This is a genomic window from Facivitalis istanbulensis (assembly GCF_040560405.1).
In the GTDB taxonomy this organism is placed as follows: Bacteria; Pseudomonadota; Alphaproteobacteria; order Sphingomonadales; family Sphingomonadaceae; genus Sphingomonas; species Sphingomonas istanbulensis.
The window spans coordinates 1-23,856 of sequence record NZ_JAVSCQ010000006.1 but is presented as its reverse complement, the minus strand read 5'-3'; the positions used below and the strand labels follow the sequence as shown (position 1 = coordinate 23,856).

Here is a 23,856-nt window from a genome sequence, read left to right as displayed (position 1 = left end):
GCCCGCACGCCGGCATGGCTGCCGCCGCGCACGCTATCATCGGGGCGGCCGTGATCGGGAGGCCGCCCGCGCGGCAGGCGACATGCCATTTCGTGTCACCGATCGATCGTATCGACCGGACACCCGGCGTTGCGTGCAAAAAAGGTGGACGCCTTCGGCCCGCCCCGGCATGATACCAAAGCATATCATGAGAATACCGGCGACTGAAACGCCGGTGGATTGGGGAGCAAGGGCTGGTGAGGAACAACCTGAAGCGACAGGGAAACGCCCCTTTGGCAGTGGGATGCTCCAGCCATGCGGATACACCCATGGCGGGCCAGACGTCGTCCTCGGCCAAATTTGCCTTGCGGCATCGCCTCGGCCTGATCCTCGCCGCGCTCGCCCTGCCCCTCCCCGCGCTGGCCGCACCCAGGATGGTGGCGACGCTCGATCGCTGGCAGGTGCGGATCGATCCCAGGGACGCGGCTACGGCGCACGCGCATCCGCAGGCCGCGCAATGGGTCGCCGCCACCGTGCCGGGCAGCGTGCAGCAGGATCTGATCGCCGCGAAGATCGTCCCCGATCCCTATAAAGGCGCGAACGAGGCCGCGATCCAATGGGCGGGCCTGACCAAGTGGCAATATCGCACCACGCTGGACGTCACGCCGGAGATGCTGCGCCGCGACCATCTGGACCTGGTGTTCGACGGGCTCGACACCTTCGCCACCGTCACGGTGAACGGCCAGCCGCTGCTGTCCGCCGACAATGCGCATCGCCGCTGGCGGGGCGACGCCAAAGCGTTGCTCAGGGCTGGCGCGAACGAGGTCGTCGTCACCTTCGCCTCGCCGATCAGGACACTCCAGCCGATGGTGCGGGCCGAGAAACACCCGCTGCCCGGCGAATATGACTCGCCCTATGGCGACGAGCCCAAGGGGGTTCAGACATCGCCCTATATCCGCAAGCCCAAATACCAATATGGCTGGGACTGGGCACCGCGCATCGTCGATATCGGCATCTGGCGCTCGGTCCGGCTGGAGGCGTGGGATGCCGCCCGGATCGACACGCTGCGAATCGAGCAGGACGCGCTGACCGACGCCGAGGCGCGCATCCTCACCCGCGCCTCGGTCGTCGCTGATCGCGCGCAGACGGGGCGGATGGATGTGACCGTCACCGGCCCCGACGGCCGCCGCATCCGGGTCCGCCGCGACGTCGCGCTCCAGCCGGGGGTGAACGACGTGACCGTCCCCGTCTCGATCGCCAAACCGCAGCGTTGGCAGCCGGTCGGCTATGGTGCGCATCCGCTCTATACCGTCACCGCGACGCTGGCGGGCGCGGACACCGCCGAGAAGCGGACCGGACTGCGCACCGTCGAACTGGTCCGCGAAAGCGGCAGCTTCGGGTTGAAAATCAACGGCAACCTCATCTTCGCCAAGGGCAGCAACGTCATCCCCTTCGACGCCTTCCCCGCCCGCGTCGCCGCCGCCACCGAGCGCGAATTGCTGGAGAAGGCGGTCCGCGCCAATATGAACATGGTCCGCATCTGGGGCGGCGGCTATTATCCCGAAGATCGCTTCTACGACACCGCGGATGAGCTGGGCCTGATGGTCTGGCAGGACTTCATGTTCGGCGGTGCGGTCACGCCTCCCGACGCGGCATTCCGGGAGAATGTCCGGGTCGAAGCGGAGGAGCAGGTCGCCCGGCTCCAGGCGCATCCCTCGCTCGTCATCTGGGCGGGCAATAACGAAGTGCTGTCGGGCTGGGAGAACTGGTCGGACCGCAAGGCATTCAAGAAGGCGGTCGGCCCCGACGAGCAGGAGCGGATCGGCACCGGCATGGCGGTGCTGTTCGACCGCGTGCTGCGCGAGGCGGTGGTGAAATATTCGCCCGGCATCCCCTATTGGCCGGGATCGCCCTCGACCGATTATGAAGGGCCGACCGACACCGACACGGATGGGGACCGCCATTTCTGGGACGTCTGGTCGGGCTCCAAGCCGGTCGAGCGTTACACCGACAGCTGCCCGCGCTTCATGTCCGAATATGGCTTTCAGGCGTTTCCCGACCTGTCGACCATCGCGACCTTCGCCGATCCGGCGGATTTCCGCATCGACAGCCCGGTGATGAAAGCCCACCAGAAGTTCCTGGCGGGCGAGGGCAATGACCGCATCACCTTCTACCTGAAGCAAAATCTGCGCGATCCGCGCGATTTCGCCGATCTGGTCTATCTGAGCCAGGCGATGCAGGCGCGCGCCATCGGTCTTGCCGCCCGCCACCACCGCGCCTGCCGCCCGGTAACGCTGGGGTCTCTCTATTGGCAGCTCAACGACAGCTGGCCCGCAATTAGTTGGTCGAGTGTCGACTGGACCGGGCATGACAAGATGCTCCAGCACGAGGTCCGCCGCTTCTTCGCGCCCCAGACCATCGTCGCGGAAACGAAGCCCGGCGCGACGCGGATCGCACTGGTTTCCGACGCGACGCGCCCCGTGCCGCTCAGATGGCGCGTGACCGGCTATGCGATGGACGGCCGCACGCTGGGGTCGCAATCGGGCCGGGTGACCATGGCCGCCGCCTCGGCCAGCGACGTCGCGCTGATCCCGGACGCCACGCTCTTCGCCGGGGCCGCGCCGGAGGCCAGCTACGCCGTTGCCGAGCTGTTCGACGGCGACAAGGCGATCGCGCGCCAGATCATCGAGCGCAAGGTGCCGCGCGACATGGCCTATCCAGCGCCCGGCATCACCGCCCGGTGGGAGGGCAAGCACCTGACCCTCAAGGCCCGCAACCTGGCGCGTCAGGTGCAGGTCAATTTCGGGACGATCGCCGCCGAACCGTCCGATGATGGCTTTGACCTGTTGCCCGGCGAAAGCATCTCGCTCACCATCGACAGCGATGCCGATGCCGCCACGCTGGCGCGGACGCTCACCATCTACACCCTCGGTCCGAAGGACGCCCAGTGATCCCGTTCCTCCTCCTCGCCGCCGCCGGTCCGGTCGCAACGCCCCCCGCGCTTCCCGAAGCCGCGCGAAAGCTGACCATCGCGCAAAAGGCGGCGCAGCTGGTCAATGAGGCCCCGGCCGAACCCGCGCTCGCGCTGCCCGCCTATGACTGGTGGAGCGAAGGGCTGCACGGCATCGCGCGCAACGGCCCCGCGACCGTCTTCCCGCAGGCGATCGGCATGGCCGCGACCTGGGACCCCGTGCTGATCCAGAAGGTCGGCGACGTCATCGCGGTCGAGGCGCGCGCGAAGTTCAATGCCAGGCCGATCGACGCCGATCGCGGCCTGTTCGAGGGGCTGACCATCTGGTCGCCCAATATCAACATCTTCCGCGATCCGCGCTGGGGCCGGGGGCAGGAGACCTATGGTGAAGACCCCTATCTCACCAGCCGCATCGGCATCGCCTTCGTGCGCGGCCTGCAAGGCCCCAACCTGACGCATCCCAAGGCGATCGCCACCGTCAAGCATCTGGCGGTCCATTCGGGGCCGGAGGGCGGGCGGGACAGCTTCGATGTGATGGTGTCGCCGCGCGATCTGGAGGCGACCTATCTCCCCGCCTTCCGCGCGACGGTGATGGAGGGCAAGGCGCTGTCGGTGATGTGCGCCTATAACGCGATCCACGGCACGCCGGTCTGCGCCGATCCGATGGTGTTGACGCAGCGGCTGCGCACCGATTGGGGCTTTAACGGGCTGACGGTGTCCGATTGCGATGCGGTCGGCAATATCTGGCTCTTTCACCATGCCCGGCCCGATGCGGCGACGGCGGCGGCGGCCGCTCTGCGCGCCGGGACCGACCTGAATTGCGGCAACACCTATCATTCGCTGCCCGAGGCGGTGGCGCGCGGCCTCGTCACCGAAGGCGAGATCGACACCGCGCTGGCCCGTGCGCTCGCGGTGCGGCGGATGCTGACGGTCGACTCGCCCTGGAACGCGATCAGGCCCAGCCAGCTCGCCACCCCCGCCCATCGCGCCCTGGCGCTGGAAACGGCGCGCAAGGGCATCGTCCTGCTCGACAATCCCAGCGGCCTGCTGCCGCTCAAGGGCAAGCGGATCGCGGTGTTCGGCGCCAATGCCGATGATCTGGGCGTGCTGGAGGGCAATTATCATGGATCGGCGATCGATCCGGTGACGCCGCTGGACGGTATTCGCCGCACATTCGGATCGGACGTCCGCTATGCGCAAGGGTCGGTGCTGGCCGAGGGGGCGTTCGTCAATGTTCCCGAAACCGCGCTGTCGGCGAACGGCAAGCCCGGTCTGGCGGTCGAGACCATGGGGGCCGATGGCCAGTGGGGCGCATCCGCGCAGGATCGCCGCATCGATTTCAACTATACCAAGATCGCGCCGTTCCGCCGTCGCTGGACCGGCACGCTGACCCCGCCAGGGCCGGGCCAGTACAAGCTCCAGCTCAACGGTCCCGCCTGTTGGCACGCTTGCCCTCCGCATGATCCGGTCAAGCTGTGGATCGACGACCAGCTGGTCATCGACGGCGTGATCGGCAGCAAGGGTCTGGAGACGGTGATCGACGGCACCGCCCCGCGCCGCATCCGGGTCGAGATCGACCACAAGGGCGGCGACGAAGGGTTCCGCCTGCAATGGCTGCCCCCGGCCGAGGCGCAACTGGCCGAGGCGTTGAAGGTGGCGGGCGATGCCGACGTGCTGGTCGCGGTCGTCGGCCTGTCGCCCGATCTGGAGGGCGAGGCGCTGGGTGTCTCGGTCCCCGGCTTTGCGGGCGGCGACCGGACCGACATCGTGCTGCCCGAAATCCAGCGCAAGCTGATCGCCGCATTGCAGGCGACCGGCAAGCCGGTGGTCGCGGTCGTCCTATCGGGCTCGGCGGTGTCACTCGGCGAGATCAGGCCCGCCGCGACGCTGGCGGCCTTTTATCCGGGGGCCGAGGGCGGCACCGCGCTGGCGGAGATCCTGGCCGGCGACGTCAATCCGTCGGGTCGCCTGCCCGTCACCATCTATCAGTCGACCGCCGACCTGCCCGCCTTTGCCGATTACGGCATGAAGGAGCGGACCTATCGCTACTTCACCGGCAAGCCCGCCTGGGGCTTCGGCCATGGGCTCAGCTATACCCGGTTCGACTATGGCACCCCCAGCGTGACGGCGAGCGTGACGGCGGGCCAGCCGGTCGATGTCGCCGTGCAGTTGCGCAACACCGGCGCGCGCACGGGCGAGGAAGTGGCCCAGGCCTATCTGGTCCCGCCCGCGACCGACGAAAAGCCGGTGCTGACCGATCCCGTGCTGCAACGCCAGCTGGTCGGCTTCACCCGGATCGCGCTCAAGCCCGGTCAGGCGGGCACCGCGCGCTTCACCATCAACCCCCGCCTGATGAGCCAGGTCTGGCGCGACGGCACGCGGCGTATCCTGCCGGGCACATACAAGCTCTATATCGGCGGCGGCCAGCCGGGCGACGGCGCGGGCCAGTGGACCCGGTTCACCGTCACCGGCAACGCCCAGGCGCTGCCGAAATGACCCCAAATCGTCGCCAGTGGATGGCGGGCGCCGCCGCACTCGCCGCCACCCCCGCCTTCGCCGCCGCGCCTGGCTTTATCAGCAAGCGCCCGGCCGTCGCCGATCGCCGCTTCGTGTCGAAGGCGGTCGAGGCGGAGATCACGCGCATCGCCCGGATGATCGCCGATCCCGAACTCCGCTGGATGTTCGGGAACTGCTATCCCAACACGCTCGATACGACGGTGCTGTCGCTGGGCGAGGTGAACGGCAGGCCCGACGCGTTCGTCATCACCGGCGACATTCCCTGTCTGTGGCTACGCGATTCTGCGGCGCAGCTTCGGCCCTATCTGCATCTGGTGACGCGTGATCCGGCGCTGGGGCGCCTGTTTCGCGGGCTGATCGGGCGGCAGGCGCGATCGATCCTGATCGACCCTTACGCCAACGCCTTCATGCAGGACCCCAACGCCAGGACCAATCTCGGCTGGGCGCTGAAGGACGATACCGAGATGAAGCCCGGCGTCGCCGAGCGGAAGTGGGAGATCGACTCGCTGTGCTACGCGATCCGGCTGGCGCATGACTATTGGCGCGAGACGGGTGACACCACCCCCTTCGACGCGGAGTGGAAGGCCTCGGCACGAGCGATCGTCAGGACGTTCCGCGAACAGCAGCGCAAGGACGGCCCCGGCCCCTATCGCTTCCGCCGCTCCGCCCCAGAGCCGACCGAGACGCTCTATCGCGGCACCGGCCTGCCCACGCGCCCCAATGGCATGATCCATTCGGGGTTCCGCCCCTCGGACGATGCCTGTCTTTACGGCCAGTTCGTGCCCGCCAACCTGTTTGCGATGACGACGCTGCGCGAACTCGCGGCCTTGTCGAGCGCGGTCGGCGACGCCGCGCTGGCGCAGGACGCGACCGCGCTCGCCGCCGAGGTGGAAACCGCGCTGAAGCAGTTCGGCACGATGACGCTGCCGACCGGCGAGCGGGTCTGGGCCTATGAGGTGGATGGCTATGGCAATGCCGTCTTCATGGACGACGCCAATGTGCCCTCGCTGTCGGGCCTCGCCTATCTGCGTTGCGTCGATGCGGCCGATCCGCTGTGGCGGCGCACCGTCGCGGCGTGCTGGAGCACGGCCAATCCCTGGTATTTCGAAGGGCGCGCGATCACCGGCATCGGCGGCCCGCATACCGGCCCCGATCAGGTCTGGCCGATGTCGGTCATCACCCGTGCGCTGACCTCGACCGATCCGGCGCTGCTGCGCGACAGCCTGGCGATGATCCGGCGGTCGCATGGCGGCACCGGCTTCATTCACGAAGGGGTCGATATCGACGATCCCGCCAAATTCACGCGCGACTGGTTCGCCTGGGCCAATGGCCTGTTCGGCGAGCTGATCGTCCATATCGCGGCCACCCGGCCGCAAGTCCTGCGGGAGACGTTCGCATGATCCTGAGCCGCCGTTCGCTTCTCGCCGGAACCGCCCTTGCGACCCTGCCCATCGGAATCGCCAGCGCGGCCCCCGCGCCCGCGCCGGTTCGCCCGAACCTGTTCGTCGGCACCGGCGGCGACGGACATACCTATCCCGGCGCGGTCCTGCCCTTCGGCATGGTGCAGTTGAGCCCCGACACCGATGTCGAGCGCTGGGCCACCTGTTCGGGCTATCACCATGGCGATGGATCGATCATGGGGTTCAGCCATACGCATCTGTCGGGCACCGGCATCGGCGACATGCTCGACGTGCTGGTCGTGCCGACGCGCGAGCCGCTGAAGCTGGTGCCGGGGCCGCTGTCCGATCCCGATGCCGGCTATCGCCAGCGTTACTCGGACGAACAGGCGGAGCCCGGCTATTACCGCGTCAGGCTGGAGTCTGGTGTCCTCGCCGAGCTGACCGTGACCGAGCGGACCGGCTGGCACCGCTACACCTATCCCAGGGGGCCGGGCCATGTCCTGATCGACCTGTCCCACCTCGTCCTCGACAAGCCCGGCGAAAAGCCGCTCATCACCGACGCCGCGCTGACCATCGAACCCGACGGCACGATTACCGGCACCCGGCGCGTGTTCCGCTGGGCCGATGGGCGACGCATCTTCTTTGCCATGCAACTGTCGAAGACGCCGACGCGCATCCAGCTCTACGGCGATGGCGATGCCCCCGCGACGGGCCTGGCCGTCAAGGGCAAGCGCCTCAAGGCCGCCCTGTTCTTCGACGAACTGGGCGATGCGCCGCTGCTGATCCGCTGCGGCATCTCCGCGGTCGATGTGGCGGGGGCCAGGGCCAATCTCGCCGCCGAGGCGTATCATTGGGACTTCGACCGCACCCGCCGCGCCGCGATGACCCGCTGGGCAGAGACGCTGGACGGCCTACGCATCCAGGGCGGCACCCCCGACCAGCAGGCGATCATGGCCTCGGCCCAGTATCACACGCTGATCGCGCCGACGCTCTTTTCGGACGTGGATGGCCGCTATGTCGGGCTGGACGACAAGGTCCACCGGCTCCCGTCCGGGCAGTTCGCCTACAGCACCTATTCGACCTGGGACACGTACCGCGCGCTTCATCCCTGGCTGATCCTGACCCAGCCGGTCCAGGCGAAGAAGCTGATCGACGATGTGATCCGCCAGACGCGCGAGAGCATCTATGGCCCGCCGGTCTGGCCGCTCCAGGGCAAGGAGACGGGCGTGATGATCGGCTGGCATGGCACGGCGATCATGGCCGAAGCGCTGGTGAAGGGCATTCCCGCCGATTACGCATCCGCCTGGCCGGGCATCGCCAGCCGCAGCTTCGACTTCGCCGCACCCGACAAGGACAATAGCAAGGGCCGCGACCTGTACGATGCCAAGGGCTATGTCCCCGCCGACATCTGGTTCGAAAGCGTCAGCCGAACGCAGGAATATGCCTATGACGACTGGGCCGCGTCGCACATCGCGAAAGCCGTCGGCAAGACGGCGGAGGCGGACCGGCTGCGCAAGCGGTCGGGCAACTGGCGCAACGTCATCGACCCGACGATCGGCTTCGCCCGCCCGCGCTTCAACGACGGCAGCTGGTGGAAGGATTATGACCCCATCCAGCTCGGCCATATGCCCAAGCCCTGGTGGCGTGACTATACCGAGGCCAATGGCTGGCAGGCGACCTTCCTGAACCAGCATGATGTCTATGGCCTGATCCGCCATATGGGCGGCGACGCCAGGTTCGAGGCGAAGCTGGACAGCCTGTTCAACGCGCCCTCGACCCTGCCCAAGAACGCGCCGCCGGACATTTCCGGGCTGGTCGGCCAGTACGCCCATGGCAATGAGCCGGACCAGCACGCGGCCTATCTCTATGCCTATGTCGGCGCGCCGTGGAAGACCCAGCGGATGGTCCGCCGTCTGCTGACCGAGATGTACAGGAACGCCCCTGACGGCATCATCGGCAACGATGACTGTGGCCAGATGAGCGCGTGGTTCCTCTTCTCCGCGCTCGGCTTCTACCCGGTCGATCCGATCAGCGGCGCGTATGTCTTTGGCGGTCCGTTGTTCGAGCGGGTGGCGCTGCCGCTCGGCCAGGGCCGGGAGCTGGTCGTCGATGCGCCCGGCAACGGTCCCGACACGCCCTATGTCCAGTCGGTGACGTGGAATGGCCGTCCCTGGAGCAAGAGCTGGATCGACCATGCCACGCTGGCGAAGGGCGGCACGCTGACCTTTGCCATGGGGGCCAGGCCGAACCCCGCCTTTGGCCGCGATCCAAAGGACCGGCCGCCGTCCTTCGACCAGATGCCCGCCTGATCCCTTCCGGAGCCGACCAGATCATGACCGAATTCTCCCGCCGCGCCGTCCTCGCCTCCGGCCTCGTCGCGACCGCCACCCCCGCGCTGGCGCAACGTGGCGCGTCGGCGCCCAGGCCGTATGGCGCGGTGCCCTCCGCACGGCAGTGGCGTTGGCACCAGCGCGAACAATATGCCTTCGTCCACTTCGCCATGAACACCTTCACCGACAAGGAATGGGGGTATGGCGACGAAGACGTGCGGATGTTCAACCCCTCCGATTTCAGCGCCGACCAGATCGTCGCGGCGGCCAAGGCGGGGAATTTGAAGGGCATCATCCTGACGGCGAAGCATCATGACGGCTTCTGCCTGTGGCCGACGATGCTGACCGAGCATTGCATCCGCAATTCGCCCTATAAGGACGGCAAGGGCGATATCGTCCGCGAGATGTCGGACGCCTGCAAGCGCGGCGGATTGGCCTTCGGCATCTATCTTTCGCCCTGGGACCGCAACCGCGCCGATTACGGGCGGCCCTCCTATGTGGAATATTTCCGTCGCCAGGTGGTCGAACTCTGCACCGGCTATGGTGAGCTGTTCGAATTCTGGTTCGACGGCGCGAATGGCGGTGACGGCTATTATGGCGGCGCGCGCGAGACACGGCAGATCGACGCGCCCAGATATTATAACTGGCCGTCGATCATCGCGCTGGTCCACCAGCATCAGCCCATGGCCTGCACCTTCGATCCGCTGGGCGCGGATATCCGATGGGTCGGCAATGAGGACGGCGTGGCGGGCGATCCCTGCTGGCCGACCATGCCCAACCATCCCTATGTCCAGGCGGAAGGCAATTCGGGCGTGCGCGGCGGGCCCCTGTGGTGGCCGGCCGAGACCAACACCTCGATCCGGCCCGGCTGGTTCTATCACGCCGACGAGGACTCCAAGGTCCGCAGCCCCGAAAATCTGGTCGGCTATTTCGACACCTCGGTCGCGCGCGGCACCAACATGAACCTGAACCTGCCGCCCGACCGGCGTGGCCGCATCCCCGATCAGGACGTGAAGATCCTGAAGAGCTTCGGCGATGCGATCCGCGCCAGCTTCGCGACCGACCTCGCCCGGGGCGCGGTGGCGAGCGCCAGCCATGTGCGCGGCAAGGGATATGACGCGGCGAAGGTGCTGGACGGCGATCGCGACACCTATTGGTCCGCGCCCGACGGCGTGACGACGCCCAGCCTGACGCTCGACCTGCCGCCGGGTCGCCGCTTCGACCTGATCCGCATCCGCGAATATCTGCCGCTCGGTGTCCGCGTCACGCGCTTCGCGGTCGATGCCGAGATGGATGGCCAGTGGCAGCAACTCGCCGAGCATGAATGCATCGGTGCGCAGCGGATCATCCGCCTGCCCGCGCCGATCACCGCGCGCCGGGTCCGCCTGCGCATCGTCGAAGCGCCGGTCTGTCCGGCGATCAGCGAGATTTCGCTGTTCCGAAGCGTCGCCCCCGTCCCCGTCCCCGCCATCGTATCGAGCGATCCCACCGTCCTCGACACCAAGGGCTGGACCATCGTCGCGGCCAGCGCGCCGGGTGCGGAGAAGCTGCTCGACAACGACGCCAAGACCATCTGGGTCCAGCCCACGCCGACGCCGGACAAGCCAGCCAGCGTCACGGTCGACATGGGGCAGGTCCATGATGTCGCGGGCTTCAGCCTGACGCCCTCGCGCCAGGTGATGATCGACGCCGCCCCGCCGCGCGGCTATGTCGCGGAGACCAGCCTCGACGGGAAGACCTGGACCCCGGCCGGGTCGGGCGAATTCTCCAATATCGCCTATGCGCTCTCCACCCAGCGCCTGCCCTTCACCAGCGCGCGTCCGGTCCGCTATCTGCGATTGCAATTCGCGCAAGGCGCGGTGCCCGCCTCCAGGCTGGCGATCGCCGGGATCGGGGCCTTCACCAGCCGCTGATCCGCTCCGCTCATCACCGGCGCCCGGTGCGCCGCCGATGATGATGGTGCAGAAGCGAAAGGGCGAAGCAGGGACCGGATGGATCGGCGCGTGGAATGCCGATCCATTGCCGGCATGGCGTTTCGCCGCCGATCGACGCGCGGCGCTGACGGCCAACGCCGTCCTCGCCATAGCCCTGCTCTCTCCCCATGCTTCCCCAGCAGCGCGTCGTTCGCCGCGTGATCGCGCCATCGCTTGCTGCCGTCGAGCGCCGTGCCCCGCATCTGCGCCTTTTGACGCGCGCTGTTCATGGCCCTTCCGATGCCCGCCGTCGCGCCGATCGGGATCCCGTTGCGCCGCGCCGCGTTGCTGACGCTGTGGCTGATGTTCGTGGCGGGCAGCGTCGCGATCCTGTGGTGGCTGCGTCCCAGGTCGCGCAACTTGCTCGACCAGGGGCCGGGGCTGCGCGCCTGGGTCGGGTTGATCGCGACGATGGTCGGCGGCTGGCCGATCCTGGCCATTCCGGTCTGTCTGCAGGGAGATCACCATGGCAACCCCAAATGTCCGTCCCCGTATCGCCCTCGCGCTTCAGGGCGGCGGTGCCCATGGCGCCTATGGATGGGGGGTGGTCGAACGCCTGCTGGAAGAGGGTGTCGATCTGGTCGGCGTCAGCGGCGCCAGCGCCGGGGCGATGAACGGCGCGGCGATCGTCTCGGGCTATGCCGCCAATGGCTGCGAGGGCGCGCGGGACACGATGGAGCGACTGTGGCGCACCGTGGCCAATGCCTCGCCCCTCGCCCCGCTCGACTTCGGTCACTGGGGCGGGCCGTTCTTCGAACCCTGGCTGCGCCGCTCGCTCGACATCGCCAACCTGTCCAGCCGCTATGTCGCCCCTTTCCTGCCCAGCGTGCGCGACATGCGGGCTCTGCGGCGCGCGGTGCAGGACAGCATCGACCTGGACCTGCTTCGCCATCAGACGCGGGTGCCGTTGCACGTCGCCGCGACGCATATCGCGACGGGCTCCCCGCACCTGTTCACCGGCGAGGCGGTGACGCTGGACGCGCTGATGGCCTCGGCCTGCCTGCCCGACCTGTTCTCGGCGGTGGAGATCGGCGGCGAATATTATTGGGACGGCGGCTTCACCGCCAATCCGGCGCTGGAACCGCTGCTGACCGATGCGGTCGGCGCGACCGACATGATCATCGTCCAGATCACACCCTTCACCGTCGACGATCTCGGCAGCGGGGTGAGCGACGTCATGCGCCGGGTCAGCGACATCAGCTTCAACGCCTGTCTGCGGCGCGATCTGCGCGCCCTGTCCGAGATTCAGGATATCGCGCGCGCCGAACACTCCTCCGATCCCAGGATGCAGGCGATCGCGCGAGTCAACCTGCACCTCCTGTCGCCGCCGCCCGAACTGGCCGGGCGGTTCAGCATCAGCAAGGTCGATACGCGCTGGTCGGTGCTCCAGGACCTGCGCGCGATGGGCCGCGACCAGGCGGAGAAATGGCTGGCCACCAATCGCCGCTTCATCGGCCATGATTCATCGTTCGAGGGGCTGGTCGAGGAAGCGATGACGGGCGACTGACGCGGCGGCGCGGCGGTCAGAAATCGGCGGTCCAGCGCATCCCGATCGTCCGGGGCCGGATCGGGGTCGAGACCTCCTGGCGGCTGAGCAGGACGGGATTGCCATAGGCGAAGCGATCGCCGCGCTCGTCGAGCAGATTGTCGAGCGTCAGCGCCAGTGCATGGGGGCCATGCCGCGCCGTGATGCCGATATTGCCGACGCCATAGCCGCCCTGCCGCACATCGAGCAGGTCGCCGACCCCCAGCACCGACGGGCCGACCATCGCCACCTCGCCACGCAGCGACAGCGTCCAGTCGCGAGCCAGAGGCCGCTCGTGCTCTACCCCGATCCGCGCCGACACGCTGGGCGTTTCGGGCAGGCGACGATTGCGCGCACGGCTATGCTCGGCGATCGGTCCGGTGACGCGATTGTCGGTCAGGAACAGCGCGCCCGTGACATGCCAGTCCGCGCGCGGCGTCCATTCGGCCCAGCCCTCCAGTGCGTCGATCCGCGCATTGCCGATATTGCTGGTGAAGGGCTGGCCCTGCCGGTTGATGAGATCGGCCTGGATCGCGTCCCAGTTGGCGCGCGACAGGCTTAGCGAGGCGGACAGGCCGGTCGGGCCGCTGCGTGTGTGGCGCAGGCCGATTTCCGTCATGACGATCGAATCGGATTCGAAATTCGCGACCCGCCCTGCCCCCGTCGCCACGGCGAGACCGCCGGTGCGGAACCCCGACTGATAGCGCCCGAACAGCGTCCAGCCCCGTCCCACCCGCCAGGTCGCGCCGAAGGTCGGGTCGACGCGGGTGGTCGAGCGGCCCTTGATATAATAGGTCGTGCGCGGGATGATCGATGGTTCGCCATCGACCCGCGCGACGGTCACGCGCCCGCCCAGCGTCAGCCACAGCGCCTCGGTCAGCGGATACGTCGCCTCTGCGAACAAGGCGCCGCTGCGGGTGACGTTGGTGACACCCAGCACCGGCCGTTCGTTCCGCCGGGTGGTCAGCGACCGGCCCATGACCGACTGGTCCGCCGCGAAATTGACGCCGACGACCCAGGAGCCGCCTCGCGCCAACCGCCGCGACAGCCGCGTCTCATGCGTCAACAGCGACTTGGTGCCGCTCAATTGATAGGAGAGATACGGCCCCCTGACGGTCGCGTCATATCGCTCGAACGATGCGCCGCCGACCAGCCCGGTGGCCGACACGAACTGCAACCCGTCATCCCAGTTGCGCGTCACGACCAGGCGGCCGAAGCGCATGTCGCTCCATGACGGCTGGGCAATGGCCGCGCGGGTTTCCAGCGTGTTCTCGCCAATGACATATTGCGCGTCGCGGGCATTGATGGCCTGTGTGCCGCCGCCCAGTTCGACGACCCAGCCATTGCCCGGCAGCCAGCGCAGCGTGCCGCGCACCCCGCTGGTCAATACGCGATTAATGTGCCGTGCGCCGGTACGGCGATTGTCGATATAGCCGCCCTCGACCGCATGATAGCCAACCACGCGCAGGCCCAGCGTCTGCGGCTTGAGAACCATATTGGCTACGATCGCCCCGTCGCCGCCAGGGCCGCCATGATCGGTCAGCGCCGCACCCGCCTCCACCCGGCCGCCGGTATGGTCGAGCGAGACGGGATTGGACGTCAGCCGGACGATCCCGCCGATCGCGCCCGATCCGTGGAGTGCGCCCTGCGGCCCCTCGGCGATCTCGACCTCCGCGATGTCATAGAGTTTGAGCCCCGGATCGGGTCCGGCAAAGGCGATCTGCACCTCGTCCAGATACAGGCTGGCGGTCGCCTCGGTCGCGCCGTTGAAGCTGCTGTCGGCGATGCCCCGGATGAACAGCTTGTTGCGTCCCGGCCCCAGCGCGGTGGTTTGCAGGATCGGCGTCTGCGCGGCGACCGCGCTCAGGTCCGCGCCGCCGGCGGGCACCGTGACGCCGCGACCGATGATCGAGATGCTGCCCGGATAGCGCGCCAGCACGGTGCCCTGCTTGCTGGCGGTGACGATGATGTCGCGCCCCGCCTCGGCGATCCGCGGCGCGGGGAGAGCGGCGGAATGCAGAGAGGGCGACGGCCTGGGAGCCGGACGGCGCGGCTGGCCGACGATGCGAAAGCTGGTCGCATCGATCGCGACCGCCCGGTATCCGGTGCCCCGCAATATCGTCGCCAGCACGCGGGCAGGCGGCCCATCCGACACAAGGCCGCGGGTCCGCACGCGGCGCAAGCCTTCATCGGTGGTGATAATGGTGATCCCGGCCTGGCGCGCCAGTTCGCGCAGCGCGAAATCCAGCGGCGCGGGGGCGAGCACGATCCGCCGGGGCGTCCCGGATCGCGACGGCTGGGCCATGGCCGGACGAGGGGACAGGATCGCCGGCACGACGAACACGGCCGCCACCATCAGGCCGCGATCAACGATCCTCGCTCGGCGCCCGCAAAACCCAATTCCCACCGCTTTGGCGCCACTCCGCTCCGATCAGCTTCGCAAGGCGTGGCACATCCTGTTGCGCATCGCCGGTCATCTGGATCAAGCCGGTGACATTGCGGGCGCGCAATGGCCCCTCCACCGCGATCCGCACTCCATAAGCGGATTGCAGTCGCGCGGCAATCGCCGCCACCGTCTCACCGTCCACGTCCAGCGCGCCGTCACGCCATCCGCCGACCCGCGCCGGATCGACCCGCATCCGGCGCAGGCTGTGCGACGCCTCGTCCAGCGACGCGCCGTCGCCCGCCGCCAGCGCCACGGTCTGGCCCGGCGGCATCAGCGCCACCGATCCTTCCGCGACCGAAACATCGAGCCGCTGGCCCGCACGACGAACGTCGAACACCGTGCCCAGGTCGCGGATCGTCACCTCGCCCGAGCGCAGCTCGAACGGCGCGGCAGGATCGTGGCGAACATGGAACAGCGCCTGTCCGTCCTCCAGCGTCGCGACGCGCGTGTCGGACCGATCGATGCGCAACCGCGACCCGCCCGCCATTTCGATCCGGGTGCCGTCGTTGAGCGCGATCACGCGGCGCTCGCCCGGCGCGGTCTGTTCGATCCGGATGTCGGGTCCCTGATGCCACAGCATCGGCCCGGCCACCAATGCGACCGCCGCCGCAACGCCGGACAGCAGCCACCAGCGGCCCCAGCCGCCATTGTCGTTCGCCGCCTCCACCACGGCGTCCGTGGCAAGCGGCTCCACCGGAGCCTCGGCCGGCGTCGCCGCGACCATCCCCGGCGTCAGCGCGGCATCGGCCATCGCCACCGCATCATAGGCGCGCGCATTGGCGGGATCGGCCTCCAGCCAGGAGGCAAAGGCATCCCATTCGGCGGCGGTCATGTCGCGCTGCCGAATATGCCATTCGATCGCCTGTTCCCGACGCGTCACTGGTCCGCGCTCCTTTCACTGTCATGACGATGCGAAGACATGCCATCCGCACCCTCGACAAGACGATTTTCCTGCAAATAATGATAGGCGCGGCGCAACAGCTTCTCGACCGCGCTCACCGTCACGCCCATCCGTTCGGCGATGACGCGCTGGGGCAGTTCGTCGAAGCGGAACAGGGTGAAAGCCTCGCGCATCCGATCGGGCATCGCCGCCACCAGCGCCTGGGCGCGGACCAGTTCGCTGCGCGCGCCGACGATGCGCTCGGGATCGGCATATTCCTGCGATTGCGGCTGCACCTCTTCCCACGCGCCATCGCGCGCGCCGCGCCGCGCCGCCGCGATCCGCCGATCCGTCGCCAGGTTGGTCGCCATGCGGCACAGGAACGGCACCGGCTGCTCGATCTGCGCATCGTTCAGGCCCGTCACCCGCAGCCACAGATCCTGCAGCGCGTCCTCCGCCTCCTCGGCTGAACCGAGCCGGGCCGCCAGCAATCGGCGCAGCAAAGGCCGCGCGCCGATGAAATGGCTTTCCAGACCTGCGCCGGGCAATGAACATCCTCTCGGTCAGGCGGCGAAGGCCAACCCGCGAACCTCCGCCATGTCCGAAACCGAAAGACCGCGCAAGACGGCGGCTTCATTCACCCGCGCCGCCGCGATCGCATCGCCCGGGCGCTGTCCGGCCCCCGGATGGCACATGACCAGATGCCGGGGTCCGGCCTGGTCGAGGAAGCGCGGGAACGCTGCGCCGAAATGTCCGTCAAAGCCGTAATGCCCGGCGAATCCCCGATTGCAGCGCAGGCCGAACGCCGCCGCATCCTGCGACAGGCCCCGCGAGTGAAAGGCGCTGCCGATCGCCTTGCCACGCCAGGGCCGGCCCAGCATCGCCCTCACCCGATCCTGGCAGGTGCGGACCCAGGCATCGGGCGCGCGGCGGCGCGTGGTGGCCAGCACGATCGCGCGCACGTGGGGCAAGGCGTGCGCATGCTGATGCCCGTCGACAAAGGCGGGCGGGCGGCCCATCGCCTGCTCGAACCGGTCGAACTGCGCCTCCACCTCGCGCGCGATCTCCAACCCGTCGAGCTGGTCCCGCGCGGCCAGCCGGGTCAGCGGATCGATGCCCGGCATCATCCCGTCGCGGGTAAAGCCATTGGGATGGATCGGCGCTTCCTCGGTCAGCACCAGATGCAAGCCGATCTGCGCCGTTGCCGGCACGTCGCGCAGCATCGCGCTGTCCTCCATCCAGTTGGGGCGGACGGTCATGCAACTGGTGGCGTTCAACTTGGCCGATCGCAGCAACGCGGCGATCACCATGCTGTCTTCGGTCGAAAAGGCGAAATCGTCAGCGCAGAGAATAAGCTGGTTCACCCACCACTCCCGCCAGTGTCTGGCCAGCCAATGTCTGATAGGCGCGCTCGCGCATCCGCTCGGTCGTCAAATGCCGGGCGCGCAATCGCCGCGCGAGGAAATCATAGAAGAACCACTCCCCCGCAAAGGGCGCCGTGATGCTGTAGAGCATTCGCTCGGTGAGCGTCCACCGGATCGACTCGCGGTCCCGCTCGCGGTCCGAGGGCACGCACCACAGGCCGTCGTCATAGCGCATCGTGCCATGACGCATCACGCGGTGGATCACCTCATGATCCTCCAGCACATAATTCCAGTGGCGCGGATCGAAACCGCCCGCCGCCTTGAGCGCTTCGGTTCGAAACGCCTGCCCCGCCCCCCCGGCATGGCATTGGCGCGGCAGCAGGCGGGCGGCGATACGGATATTGGCGGACTCGCGGCGGCGCTCATCCTCTCCGTCGCCCGGCGCGATGAAATAGGCCCCGGCCACGACGCAGCCGGGCCGCTCCAGCAGCGCCTGCGCCTCGGCCAGATAGCGCGGCGGATACCAGGTATCGGCATCGCAGGTCGCGACATAGCGCGTATGGACATAGTCCAACCCCATGCGCAGCGCATGGACCTTGCCCGGCATCCCCTGATGCACCAGCACATGGTCGAGGCCCAGCCGCTCGCAGGCCGCTCGCGCGATCCGGGCGCTGTCGTCGATCGAGCCATTGTCGACCAGCACCAGGCGGAACCGCACCGTCTGCGACGCCAAGCTTTCCAGTGTCTCGGCCAGCCCCGACTCTTCGTTGAAGAACGGCACGACGACCGTCCAGTCCATGGCCGGGCGGCGTGCGACTTCCGTCAATCCCGCATCGGTCCAGGCCTGGGCATTCCGCCAAGCCGCACCTTCCGCATCGAGCAGCATCGTTCCACCCCGTCTAGAAAAGCGAATTCCATCAAATGGGTGGAACCTTCATCCCCCGTGTCCCCGGTTCCGGCCGGCGATCCGCAGGGAAGGTTCCAATCGAATGGACGACACCAGCCGACACCAACCGGACATGGTTGGCGAAGTTTTTTTCTCGATGATGGAACCATGGAGATTTCGTTTGCAGGAGGCCCCCGATCCGTGGAAGCGCAGCCGATGCGACGGGCCGCTCGGGCGGCCTCGCGCCATGGCCGCTTTGGGCCCTGCGACCAGGACGTTTCGCGATGATGACCCTTGCCGAGCCTCGCCACCATCGCCACGCCATGATCTGGTCCGACCGGGCATGGCCCGTCGCCCTTCTGCTGCTGCTCTTCACGGTCGCCGTGCGCGCACGCGATTACGGCAATGTCGTCGCGCATGTGGACGAGCAATATTATCTGCTGGTCGGCGACCGCATCCTGCACGGCGCGCGCCTCTATATCGATCTGTGGGACCGCAAGCCGCCGGGACTGTTCCTGCTGTTCTCCGCCTTCCGCCTGCTGCCCGGCGACGGCATCCTCGCCTATCAACTGGTGGCGACCGCCTGCACCGCCGCCACCGCATGGCTGATCTGGTCGGCGGCGCGGCGGATGACCGGAAATGGCGAAGCGGGGCTGGCGGCGGGGGCGGCCTATATCCTGTGGCTGCCGCTGCTCAGCGGCGGCAGCGGCCAGTCGCCCGTCTTCTACAACCTTGCCATGACCGCCGCCGCGGTGCTGACCCTCGAACTGCCCCGGCTGGCGGCGCGGCGCGCGGTGGGCGCGATCGTGACCAGCGGTATCCTGGCGTGCCTGCTGGCGGGCATCGCGATCCAGATCAAATATACGCCGGTGGTCGAAGGCGCCTTTTTCGGCCTCGCGCATCTCTGGTATCTGCGGCGCGCGGGCGCCCCATGGCCGACCGTCATGGCGGCGGCGCTCCTATGGATGGCGATGGGCGTCTTGCCCACCGCTTTGGTTGTGTTCCATTTCTGGTGGAACGGCCCGGCCTCCTTCGACGCCTTCTGGTTCGCCAATTTCGCCTCGATCACGCTGCGGCGCGGCTATCCGGCCGCCAAGATCGCCGGACGGCTGGCCGGGATCGGCGGGCAGTTGCTGCCACTGATCGTCTGTGCGGTGATCGCCTGGCGGAAAGGCCCGCGCAGCCCGGCCCTGACGCTGACCCGGATCTGGCTGGCCTTTGCCCTGATCGCCTTTGCCATGATCGGCGCGTTCTTCGACCATTACGCCTTGCCACTGGTCGCGCCGCTCGCGCTGGCCGCCGCCCCCGCCTTTGCCATGCTGGGCCGCAAGGCGGTGATCCCGGTCTTCGCGATCGGCACCGCCCTGCTCGCCTATCACGCCGCCACCAATGATCCGTTGGAAAGCGATGGCATACGCCGCATGGCGCGGATGATGGCCGCCGCCGATCGGGGCGGCTGTCCCTATGTCTTTGCCGGCGACTCGATCCTCTACCATCTGTCGGGCGACTGCGTGCCGACCGCCTATGCCTTTCCCTCCTCGCTGGCCTATGACGCCGAGCGCGGGGCGTTGGGCATCGATGAAACGGCCGAGGTGTCCGCGATCCTCGCCCGGCATCCCCCCACCATCGTCACGCTGGACGATCCGCTCTCGCCCTGGAACATGGCCACGAACACCATGGTCGACCACGCGCTGGCCCGCGACTATCGCCCGGTTTTCATGACCCCGCGGGAGGGGCGGCACGAGATCCTCTATCTCCGCCGCGACCTGCCCGTTCCACCGGTGCGATAGACATGCGTCGGCGGTTGTTTTTCCATGCGCCTCGCACCATCTGCGGCGTCGAAGCCTTTGGAGCCTGACGCCCATGCGTGACGACGCCTATGCCCCGCCCGCCATCTGGACCTGGGACAAGGAGAGCGGCGGCCGCTTCGCCGCGATCAACCGCCCCGTTGCGGGCGCGACGCACGACCGGGACTTGCCGGTCGGACGTCACCCGTTGCAGCTTTATTCGATGGGCACGCCCAACGGCGTGAAGGTCACCATCATGCTGGAGGAATTGCTGGCGGCGGGGAACGCCGATGCCGAATATGACGCCTGGCTGATCCGCATCAGCGAGGGCGATCAATTCGGCAGCGGTTTTGTCGGCATCAATCCCAATTCCAAGATCCCCGCGCTGGTCGACCGGAGCGGGGACGAACCGCTGGCGATCTTCGAATCGGGCGCGATCCTGATGCATCTCGCCGAGCGTTTCGGGGCGTTCCTGCCGACCGAGCCCGGCGCCCGGGCGCGGGTGCTCTCCTGGCTGTTCTGGCAGATGGGCAGCGCGCCCTTCCTGGGCGGCGGCTTCGGCCATTTCTATGCCTATGCGCCGATGAAAATCGAATATGCGATCGACCGCTATGCGATGGAGACCAAGCGCCAGCTCGACGTGCTGGACCGGCAACTCGCCGATCACCGCTATGTCGCGGGCGAGGATTACAGCATCGCCGACATGGCGATCTGGCCGTGGTACGGACAGTTGGTGCAGGGCCAGCTCTACGATGCGGCCGAGTTCCTTCAGGTCGGGGAGTATACCCATGTGCGCCGCTGGGCCGATGAGCTGGGCGCACGCGCGCCCGTCCGGCGCGGGCGGATGGTCAATCGCGTAATCGGCGATCCGGCGGAACAACTGCGTGAACGCCATGACTCGAGCGATTTCGAGCAGCGCACCCAGGACAAGCTGGCGGCGACCGACGCCTGATACCCGGCAGGCGGATCGCGGGGGCGATGGAGCCTTGCGCGATCCGCCGCACGATGCTTGATCGCCGCGCAGGAACGCGCATTAAGTCCGACATGCCTCCCGCTCCCCGCTCCTTTGCCAGCTGCCCCTCTGCTGCCCACCGCTCCGCGCTGCGTCGACGGCCCTGGCGGCTGGCGCTGTCCGTCGCCGCGCTGGCCTTCGCCGGTCCTGTCGCCGCCGACCCGGCACCGTTCGACCTGCCGGGGCCGGGGCTGCGCATCCTGGTCACGCGCGGCAAGGCCACCCTGCCCATCGCGCAGGTGCCCAACCTGGCCACCGGCGACCGCCTGACCATCGAGGCGGACCTGCCCCAGGATCAGCGCGCGCATTATCTGCTCTTTTCCGCCTTTCTGAGCGGCGCGACCAATCCGCCGCCCAAATCCTGGGTCCAGTCCGCCGAGACATGGAAGCAGAAGAACAAGGACCGCCGCCTGACCCTGACCGTGCCGGATGGCGCGCGGCAGATGGCGCTGTTCCTGGTGCCCGAGACCGGCGGCGCGTCGGGCACGATCGTCGATGCGGTCCGCGACCGGCCCGGCGAGTTCGTCCGCGCGGTGCAGGATCTGAACCAGGCCTCGCTCGACCGCTCGCGGCTCAATGCGTTCGTCGCGGCGATCCGGGCACAGGAGAACAGCCACCCCGAATTCCTGCGGACCCTGGCCCCCGCGCTCGCCAGCAGCCTGGCGATCAAGCTCAACCCGGATTGTCTGGCCCGGGTGATCGAGTTGCAGGCGGCATGCCTGCTCGAAAATCGGGACGCGCTGGTGCTGGCCGATATTCACAGCAGTTCGATGACTGACACGCTGATCGGCGCGCCGACCGACCTGGCATTGCAACTCAGCTACACGCGCGAGGCAGGGCTGGGCTATTACAGCCCCTATATCGGCGTCATCCGCGATATCGCACGCGTGTTCGGCGCGTTCGGCAATCCGCAATTCGGCTATCTGCCGACGCTGGCGCTGCGCGACGGCGATCATCTTTCGCTGCTGCTCAATGCCGCGCCCTCCTTCGCCAAGCCGAAATCGGTCCTGGTCGCCGCCATGCCCGCGATCGACAAGGGCAATCCGCCGCGCCTGCGCGTGACCGGAGAGCAGGCATTGTGCGGCGCACGCCCCGGGCTGGTCCTGCCGGTCGAGGGCGCGCCGCTGATCTATTCGACCGATTTCGCGCGTGACATGGTGGCCAGCCTGACGCTGGCGGATGGCAAGACGATCGACGTGCCCGTTCGCGCCCGCGCCGATCGCGGCGGCTATGTGCTGGCGCAGCCCCTGCCCGGCGGGCTGTCGGGCAAGGTGACCGGGCGCCTGCGCGGCCTGTGGGGTTTCGATCCATATGAAGGCCCGGCCTTCACCCTGCAATTCCCCGATGACGGGGCGTGGCGTACCGCCGATGCGGCGCAAAGCCTGGTCGTCGGGCGCGACAATCCGGTCACGCTGACCGGCCCCGCCGCCGCCTGCGTCACCGCGGTGTCGATGCGAACCGGCCAGGGCGATGCGCAGCCCGTGGCCTTCACCCGGCGCGGCGGCGACGCGATCACGCTGACCCTGCCGCTCAAGGGCGCGCGGGCCGGCGATGTGACGCTCGACGTCCAGCAGATGGGCCGCCCCACGCCGCAGACCGTGACGATGCGCGCATTCGCCCCCGCGAGCCGTGTCGACACGGTCACGCTGGCGCAAGGCGACCGTTCGGTCACGCTGACCGGACAAAGGCTGGACGAGATCGCCGGGCTGCGGATCGGCGAGGCACGGCTGACCCCCGGCGCCCTGACCCGTGACGGCGATACCGACCATCTGGTCGCGACCGCCGCCGATGGTCCCGCGCCGGACGGCAATAACGCGCGCATCCAGTTGACCGATGGCCGCAGCCTGTCGATCCCCGTCACCAGCGCGCCGCCACGCCCGGCGGCCAGCCTGGCCTCCCGCAGCCTGTCGCCCCGATCCGCCACCCAGGGGCTGGCGCTGGCGACGCGGGACGAAACCGGCCTGCCGGACGACAGCCGGCTTACCTTCGCGCTGCGGGCGGCCCCTGGCCAGCGCTTCATGCCGACCGACGGGGTCGAGGTGGCGACGGCGGACGGCGCGGCGACCCTGATACTGGACGGTGGGCGCGATGTCCGGCTGTCCTCGCCCGATGTCGCGGTGGCGACGCTCGATCCCGCGCGGCTGGGTCCGGCGGTCTTCGGCGCGCTCCGCTACCGCGTGGTGCGCGGGGCGGTGAAGGGGGATTGGCAGCCGCTGGCGACGCTGGTGCGCCTGCCCCATGTCGACGCGCTGCGCTGCACCGCCAATGCCTGCCAGATGGAAGGGCGCGACCTGTTCCTGATCGACCGGGTCGCCGCGACGCCCGACATGGCGGGCGCCGTCACCGTTCCGCCCGGCTATACCGCCGCGCGGCTCGCCGTGCCGGTGGCGAAGGACGGCATGCCGAGCCTGACGCTGCGCGACGCGCCCGGCGTGGTGTTCACGCTCGCAAGCGGTACGGCGGGGTCCTAGCCGCCCCACCATCGCCCGCCCCCCGGCTTTGCGCCGGGGATGCGGGGCGGGTTGAGGCTCAGACCTTGCTGGTGAGTTCGGGGACGATGGTGAACAGGTCGCCGACCAGGCCGATATCGGCCACCTGGAAGATCGGCGCGTCCTCGTCCTTGTTGATCGCGACGATGACCTTGGAGTCCTTCATCCCCGCCAGATGCTGGATCGCCCCCGAAATGCCGATCGCGACATAGACGTCCGGCGCGACGATCTTGCCCGTCTGCCCGACCTGATAGTCGTTGGGCGCATAGCCCGCATCGACCGCCGCGCGGGACGCGC

Annotated in this window: 15 protein-coding genes; 9 read left to right on the top strand and 6 right to left on the bottom strand. The window is 68.4% G+C overall.

What is annotated here, in order from left to right; genetic code table 11:
- The first annotated feature begins 308 nt into the window (after positions 1 to 308).
- The 6 genes from RN629_RS05755 (at position 309) to RN629_RS05730 (ending at position 12,677) form a co-directional block, all read left to right on the top strand.
- Positions 309 to 2,930: a beta-mannosidase gene (locus RN629_RS05755; protein WP_407034324.1), complete on the top strand. Its 2,622-nt coding sequence runs from the start codon at positions 309 to 311 to the stop codon at positions 2,928 to 2,930.
- Positions 2,927 to 5,446, top strand: a complete 2,520-nt coding sequence (locus tag RN629_RS05750) for a glycoside hydrolase family 3 C-terminal domain-containing protein (protein WP_407034323.1) — start codon at positions 2,927 to 2,929, stop codon at positions 5,444 to 5,446. Before RN629_RS05755 ends, RN629_RS05750 begins: the two co-directional genes overlap by 4 nt.
- Complete coding sequence (locus tag RN629_RS05745) at positions 5,443 to 6,867, top strand: glycoside hydrolase family 125 protein (RefSeq protein WP_407034322.1); 1,425 nt, start codon at positions 5,443 to 5,445, stop codon at positions 6,865 to 6,867. The genes RN629_RS05750 and RN629_RS05745 overlap by 4 nt, the downstream gene beginning before the upstream one ends.
- Positions 6,864 to 9,176 (top strand): GH92 family glycosyl hydrolase, encoded by a 2,313-nt coding sequence (locus RN629_RS05740; protein WP_407034321.1) that lies wholly within the window; start codon positions 6,864 to 6,866, stop codon positions 9,174 to 9,176. The genes RN629_RS05745 and RN629_RS05740 overlap by 4 nt, the downstream gene beginning before the upstream one ends.
- A 23-nt stretch (positions 9,177 to 9,199) precedes the next feature.
- Positions 9,200 to 11,110, top strand: coding sequence for an alpha-L-fucosidase (locus tag RN629_RS05735; protein ID WP_407034320.1), 1,911 nt, complete (start codon positions 9,200 to 9,202; stop codon positions 11,108 to 11,110).
- 526 nt (positions 11,111 to 11,636) lie between these two features.
- Positions 11,637 to 12,677 (top strand): patatin-like phospholipase family protein, encoded by a 1,041-nt coding sequence (locus tag RN629_RS05730; RefSeq protein ID WP_407034319.1) that lies wholly within the window; start codon positions 11,637 to 11,639, stop codon positions 12,675 to 12,677.
- A gap of 16 nt (positions 12,678 to 12,693) precedes the next feature.
- On the opposite strand, the gene RN629_RS05725 is transcribed toward RN629_RS05730, so the two are convergent.
- From RN629_RS05725 to RN629_RS05705, 5 genes are read right to left on the bottom strand one after another with little or no spacing between them, the layout of a single operon-like run.
- Complete coding sequence (locus RN629_RS05725; RefSeq protein WP_407034318.1) at positions 12,694 to 15,051, bottom strand: TonB-dependent receptor domain-containing protein; 2,358 nt, start codon at positions 15,049 to 15,051, stop codon at positions 12,694 to 12,696.
- Positions 15,052 to 15,061: 10 nt separating this feature from the next.
- On the bottom strand, positions 15,062 to 16,021 hold the full coding sequence (locus RN629_RS05720; protein ID WP_407034317.1) for a FecR family protein: 960 nt from the start codon (positions 16,019 to 16,021) through the stop codon (positions 15,062 to 15,064).
- On the bottom strand, positions 16,018 to 16,569 hold the full coding sequence (locus RN629_RS05715) for an RNA polymerase sigma factor (RefSeq protein WP_407034316.1): 552 nt from the start codon (positions 16,567 to 16,569) through the stop codon (positions 16,018 to 16,020). The genes RN629_RS05720 and RN629_RS05715 overlap by 4 nt, the downstream gene beginning before the upstream one ends.
- 15 nt (positions 16,570 to 16,584) lie before the next feature.
- Entirely contained in the window at positions 16,585 to 17,385 is an 801-nt protein-coding gene (locus tag RN629_RS05710) for a ChbG/HpnK family deacetylase (protein ID WP_407034315.1), read from the bottom strand.
- Positions 17,360 to 18,271, bottom strand: coding sequence for a glycosyltransferase family 2 protein (locus tag RN629_RS05705; protein ID WP_407034314.1), 912 nt, complete (start codon positions 18,269 to 18,271; stop codon positions 17,360 to 17,362). The genes RN629_RS05710 and RN629_RS05705 overlap by 26 nt, the downstream gene beginning before the upstream one ends.
- A gap of 284 nt (positions 18,272 to 18,555) precedes the next feature.
- Here RN629_RS05705 and RN629_RS05700 point away from each other — a divergent pair, with 284 nt between their 5' ends.
- The 3 genes from RN629_RS05700 (at position 18,556) to RN629_RS05690 (ending at position 23,541) form a co-directional block, all read left to right on the top strand.
- The gene (locus RN629_RS05700; protein WP_407034313.1) at positions 18,556 to 20,061 is read left to right on the top strand and encodes a hypothetical protein; all 1,506 of its coding nucleotides are present in this window, start codon (positions 18,556 to 18,558) and stop codon (positions 20,059 to 20,061) included.
- A gap of 73 nt (positions 20,062 to 20,134) precedes the next feature.
- On the top strand, positions 20,135 to 21,010 hold the full coding sequence (gene yghU / locus RN629_RS05695) for a glutathione-dependent disulfide-bond oxidoreductase (protein WP_407034312.1): 876 nt from the start codon (positions 20,135 to 20,137) through the stop codon (positions 21,008 to 21,010).
- 92 nt (positions 21,011 to 21,102) lie between these two features.
- Positions 21,103 to 23,541, top strand: coding sequence for a hypothetical protein (locus RN629_RS05690; RefSeq protein WP_407034311.1), 2,439 nt, complete (start codon positions 21,103 to 21,105; stop codon positions 23,539 to 23,541).
- A gap of 58 nt (positions 23,542 to 23,599) precedes the next feature.
- Here the strand turns inward: RN629_RS05690 and RN629_RS05685 are convergent.
- Positions 23,600 to 23,856, bottom strand: a 257-nt coding sequence (locus tag RN629_RS05685; RefSeq protein WP_407034310.1) for an electron transfer flavoprotein subunit alpha/FixB family protein, incomplete at its 5' end; no start/stop codon positions are given.

What these genes read in the sequence shown, in the direction of transcription:
- RN629_RS05755 (WP_407034324.1), top strand. Translation starts at nt 309, where the DNA reads ATGGCGGGCCAGACGTCGTCCTCGGCCAAATTTGCCTTGCGGCATCGC.
- RN629_RS05745 (WP_407034322.1), top strand. Translation starts at nt 5,443, where the DNA reads ATGACCCCAAATCGTCGCCAGTGGATGGCGGGCGCCGCCGCACTCGCC.
- RN629_RS05740 (WP_407034321.1), top strand. Translation starts at nt 6,864, where the DNA reads ATGATCCTGAGCCGCCGTTCGCTTCTCGCCGGAACCGCCCTTGCGACC.
- RN629_RS05735 (WP_407034320.1), top strand. Translation starts at nt 9,200, where the DNA reads ATGACCGAATTCTCCCGCCGCGCCGTCCTCGCCTCCGGCCTCGTCGCG.
- RN629_RS05730 (WP_407034319.1), top strand. Translation starts at nt 11,637, where the DNA reads ATGGCAACCCCAAATGTCCGTCCCCGTATCGCCCTCGCGCTTCAGGGC.
- RN629_RS05725 (WP_407034318.1), bottom strand. Translation starts at nt 15,051, where the DNA reads ATGGTGGCGGCCGTGTTCGTCGTGCCGGCGATCCTGTCCCCTCGTCCG.
- RN629_RS05705 (WP_407034314.1), bottom strand. Translation starts at nt 18,271, where the DNA reads ATGCTGCTCGATGCGGAAGGTGCGGCTTGGCGGAATGCCCAGGCCTGG.
- RN629_RS05700 (WP_407034313.1), top strand. Translation starts at nt 18,556, where the DNA reads ATGATGACCCTTGCCGAGCCTCGCCACCATCGCCACGCCATGATCTGG.
- yghU (WP_407034312.1), top strand. Translation starts at nt 20,135, where the DNA reads ATGCGTGACGACGCCTATGCCCCGCCCGCCATCTGGACCTGGGACAAG.
- RN629_RS05690 (WP_407034311.1), top strand. Translation starts at nt 21,103, where the DNA reads ATGCCTCCCGCTCCCCGCTCCTTTGCCAGCTGCCCCTCTGCTGCCCAC.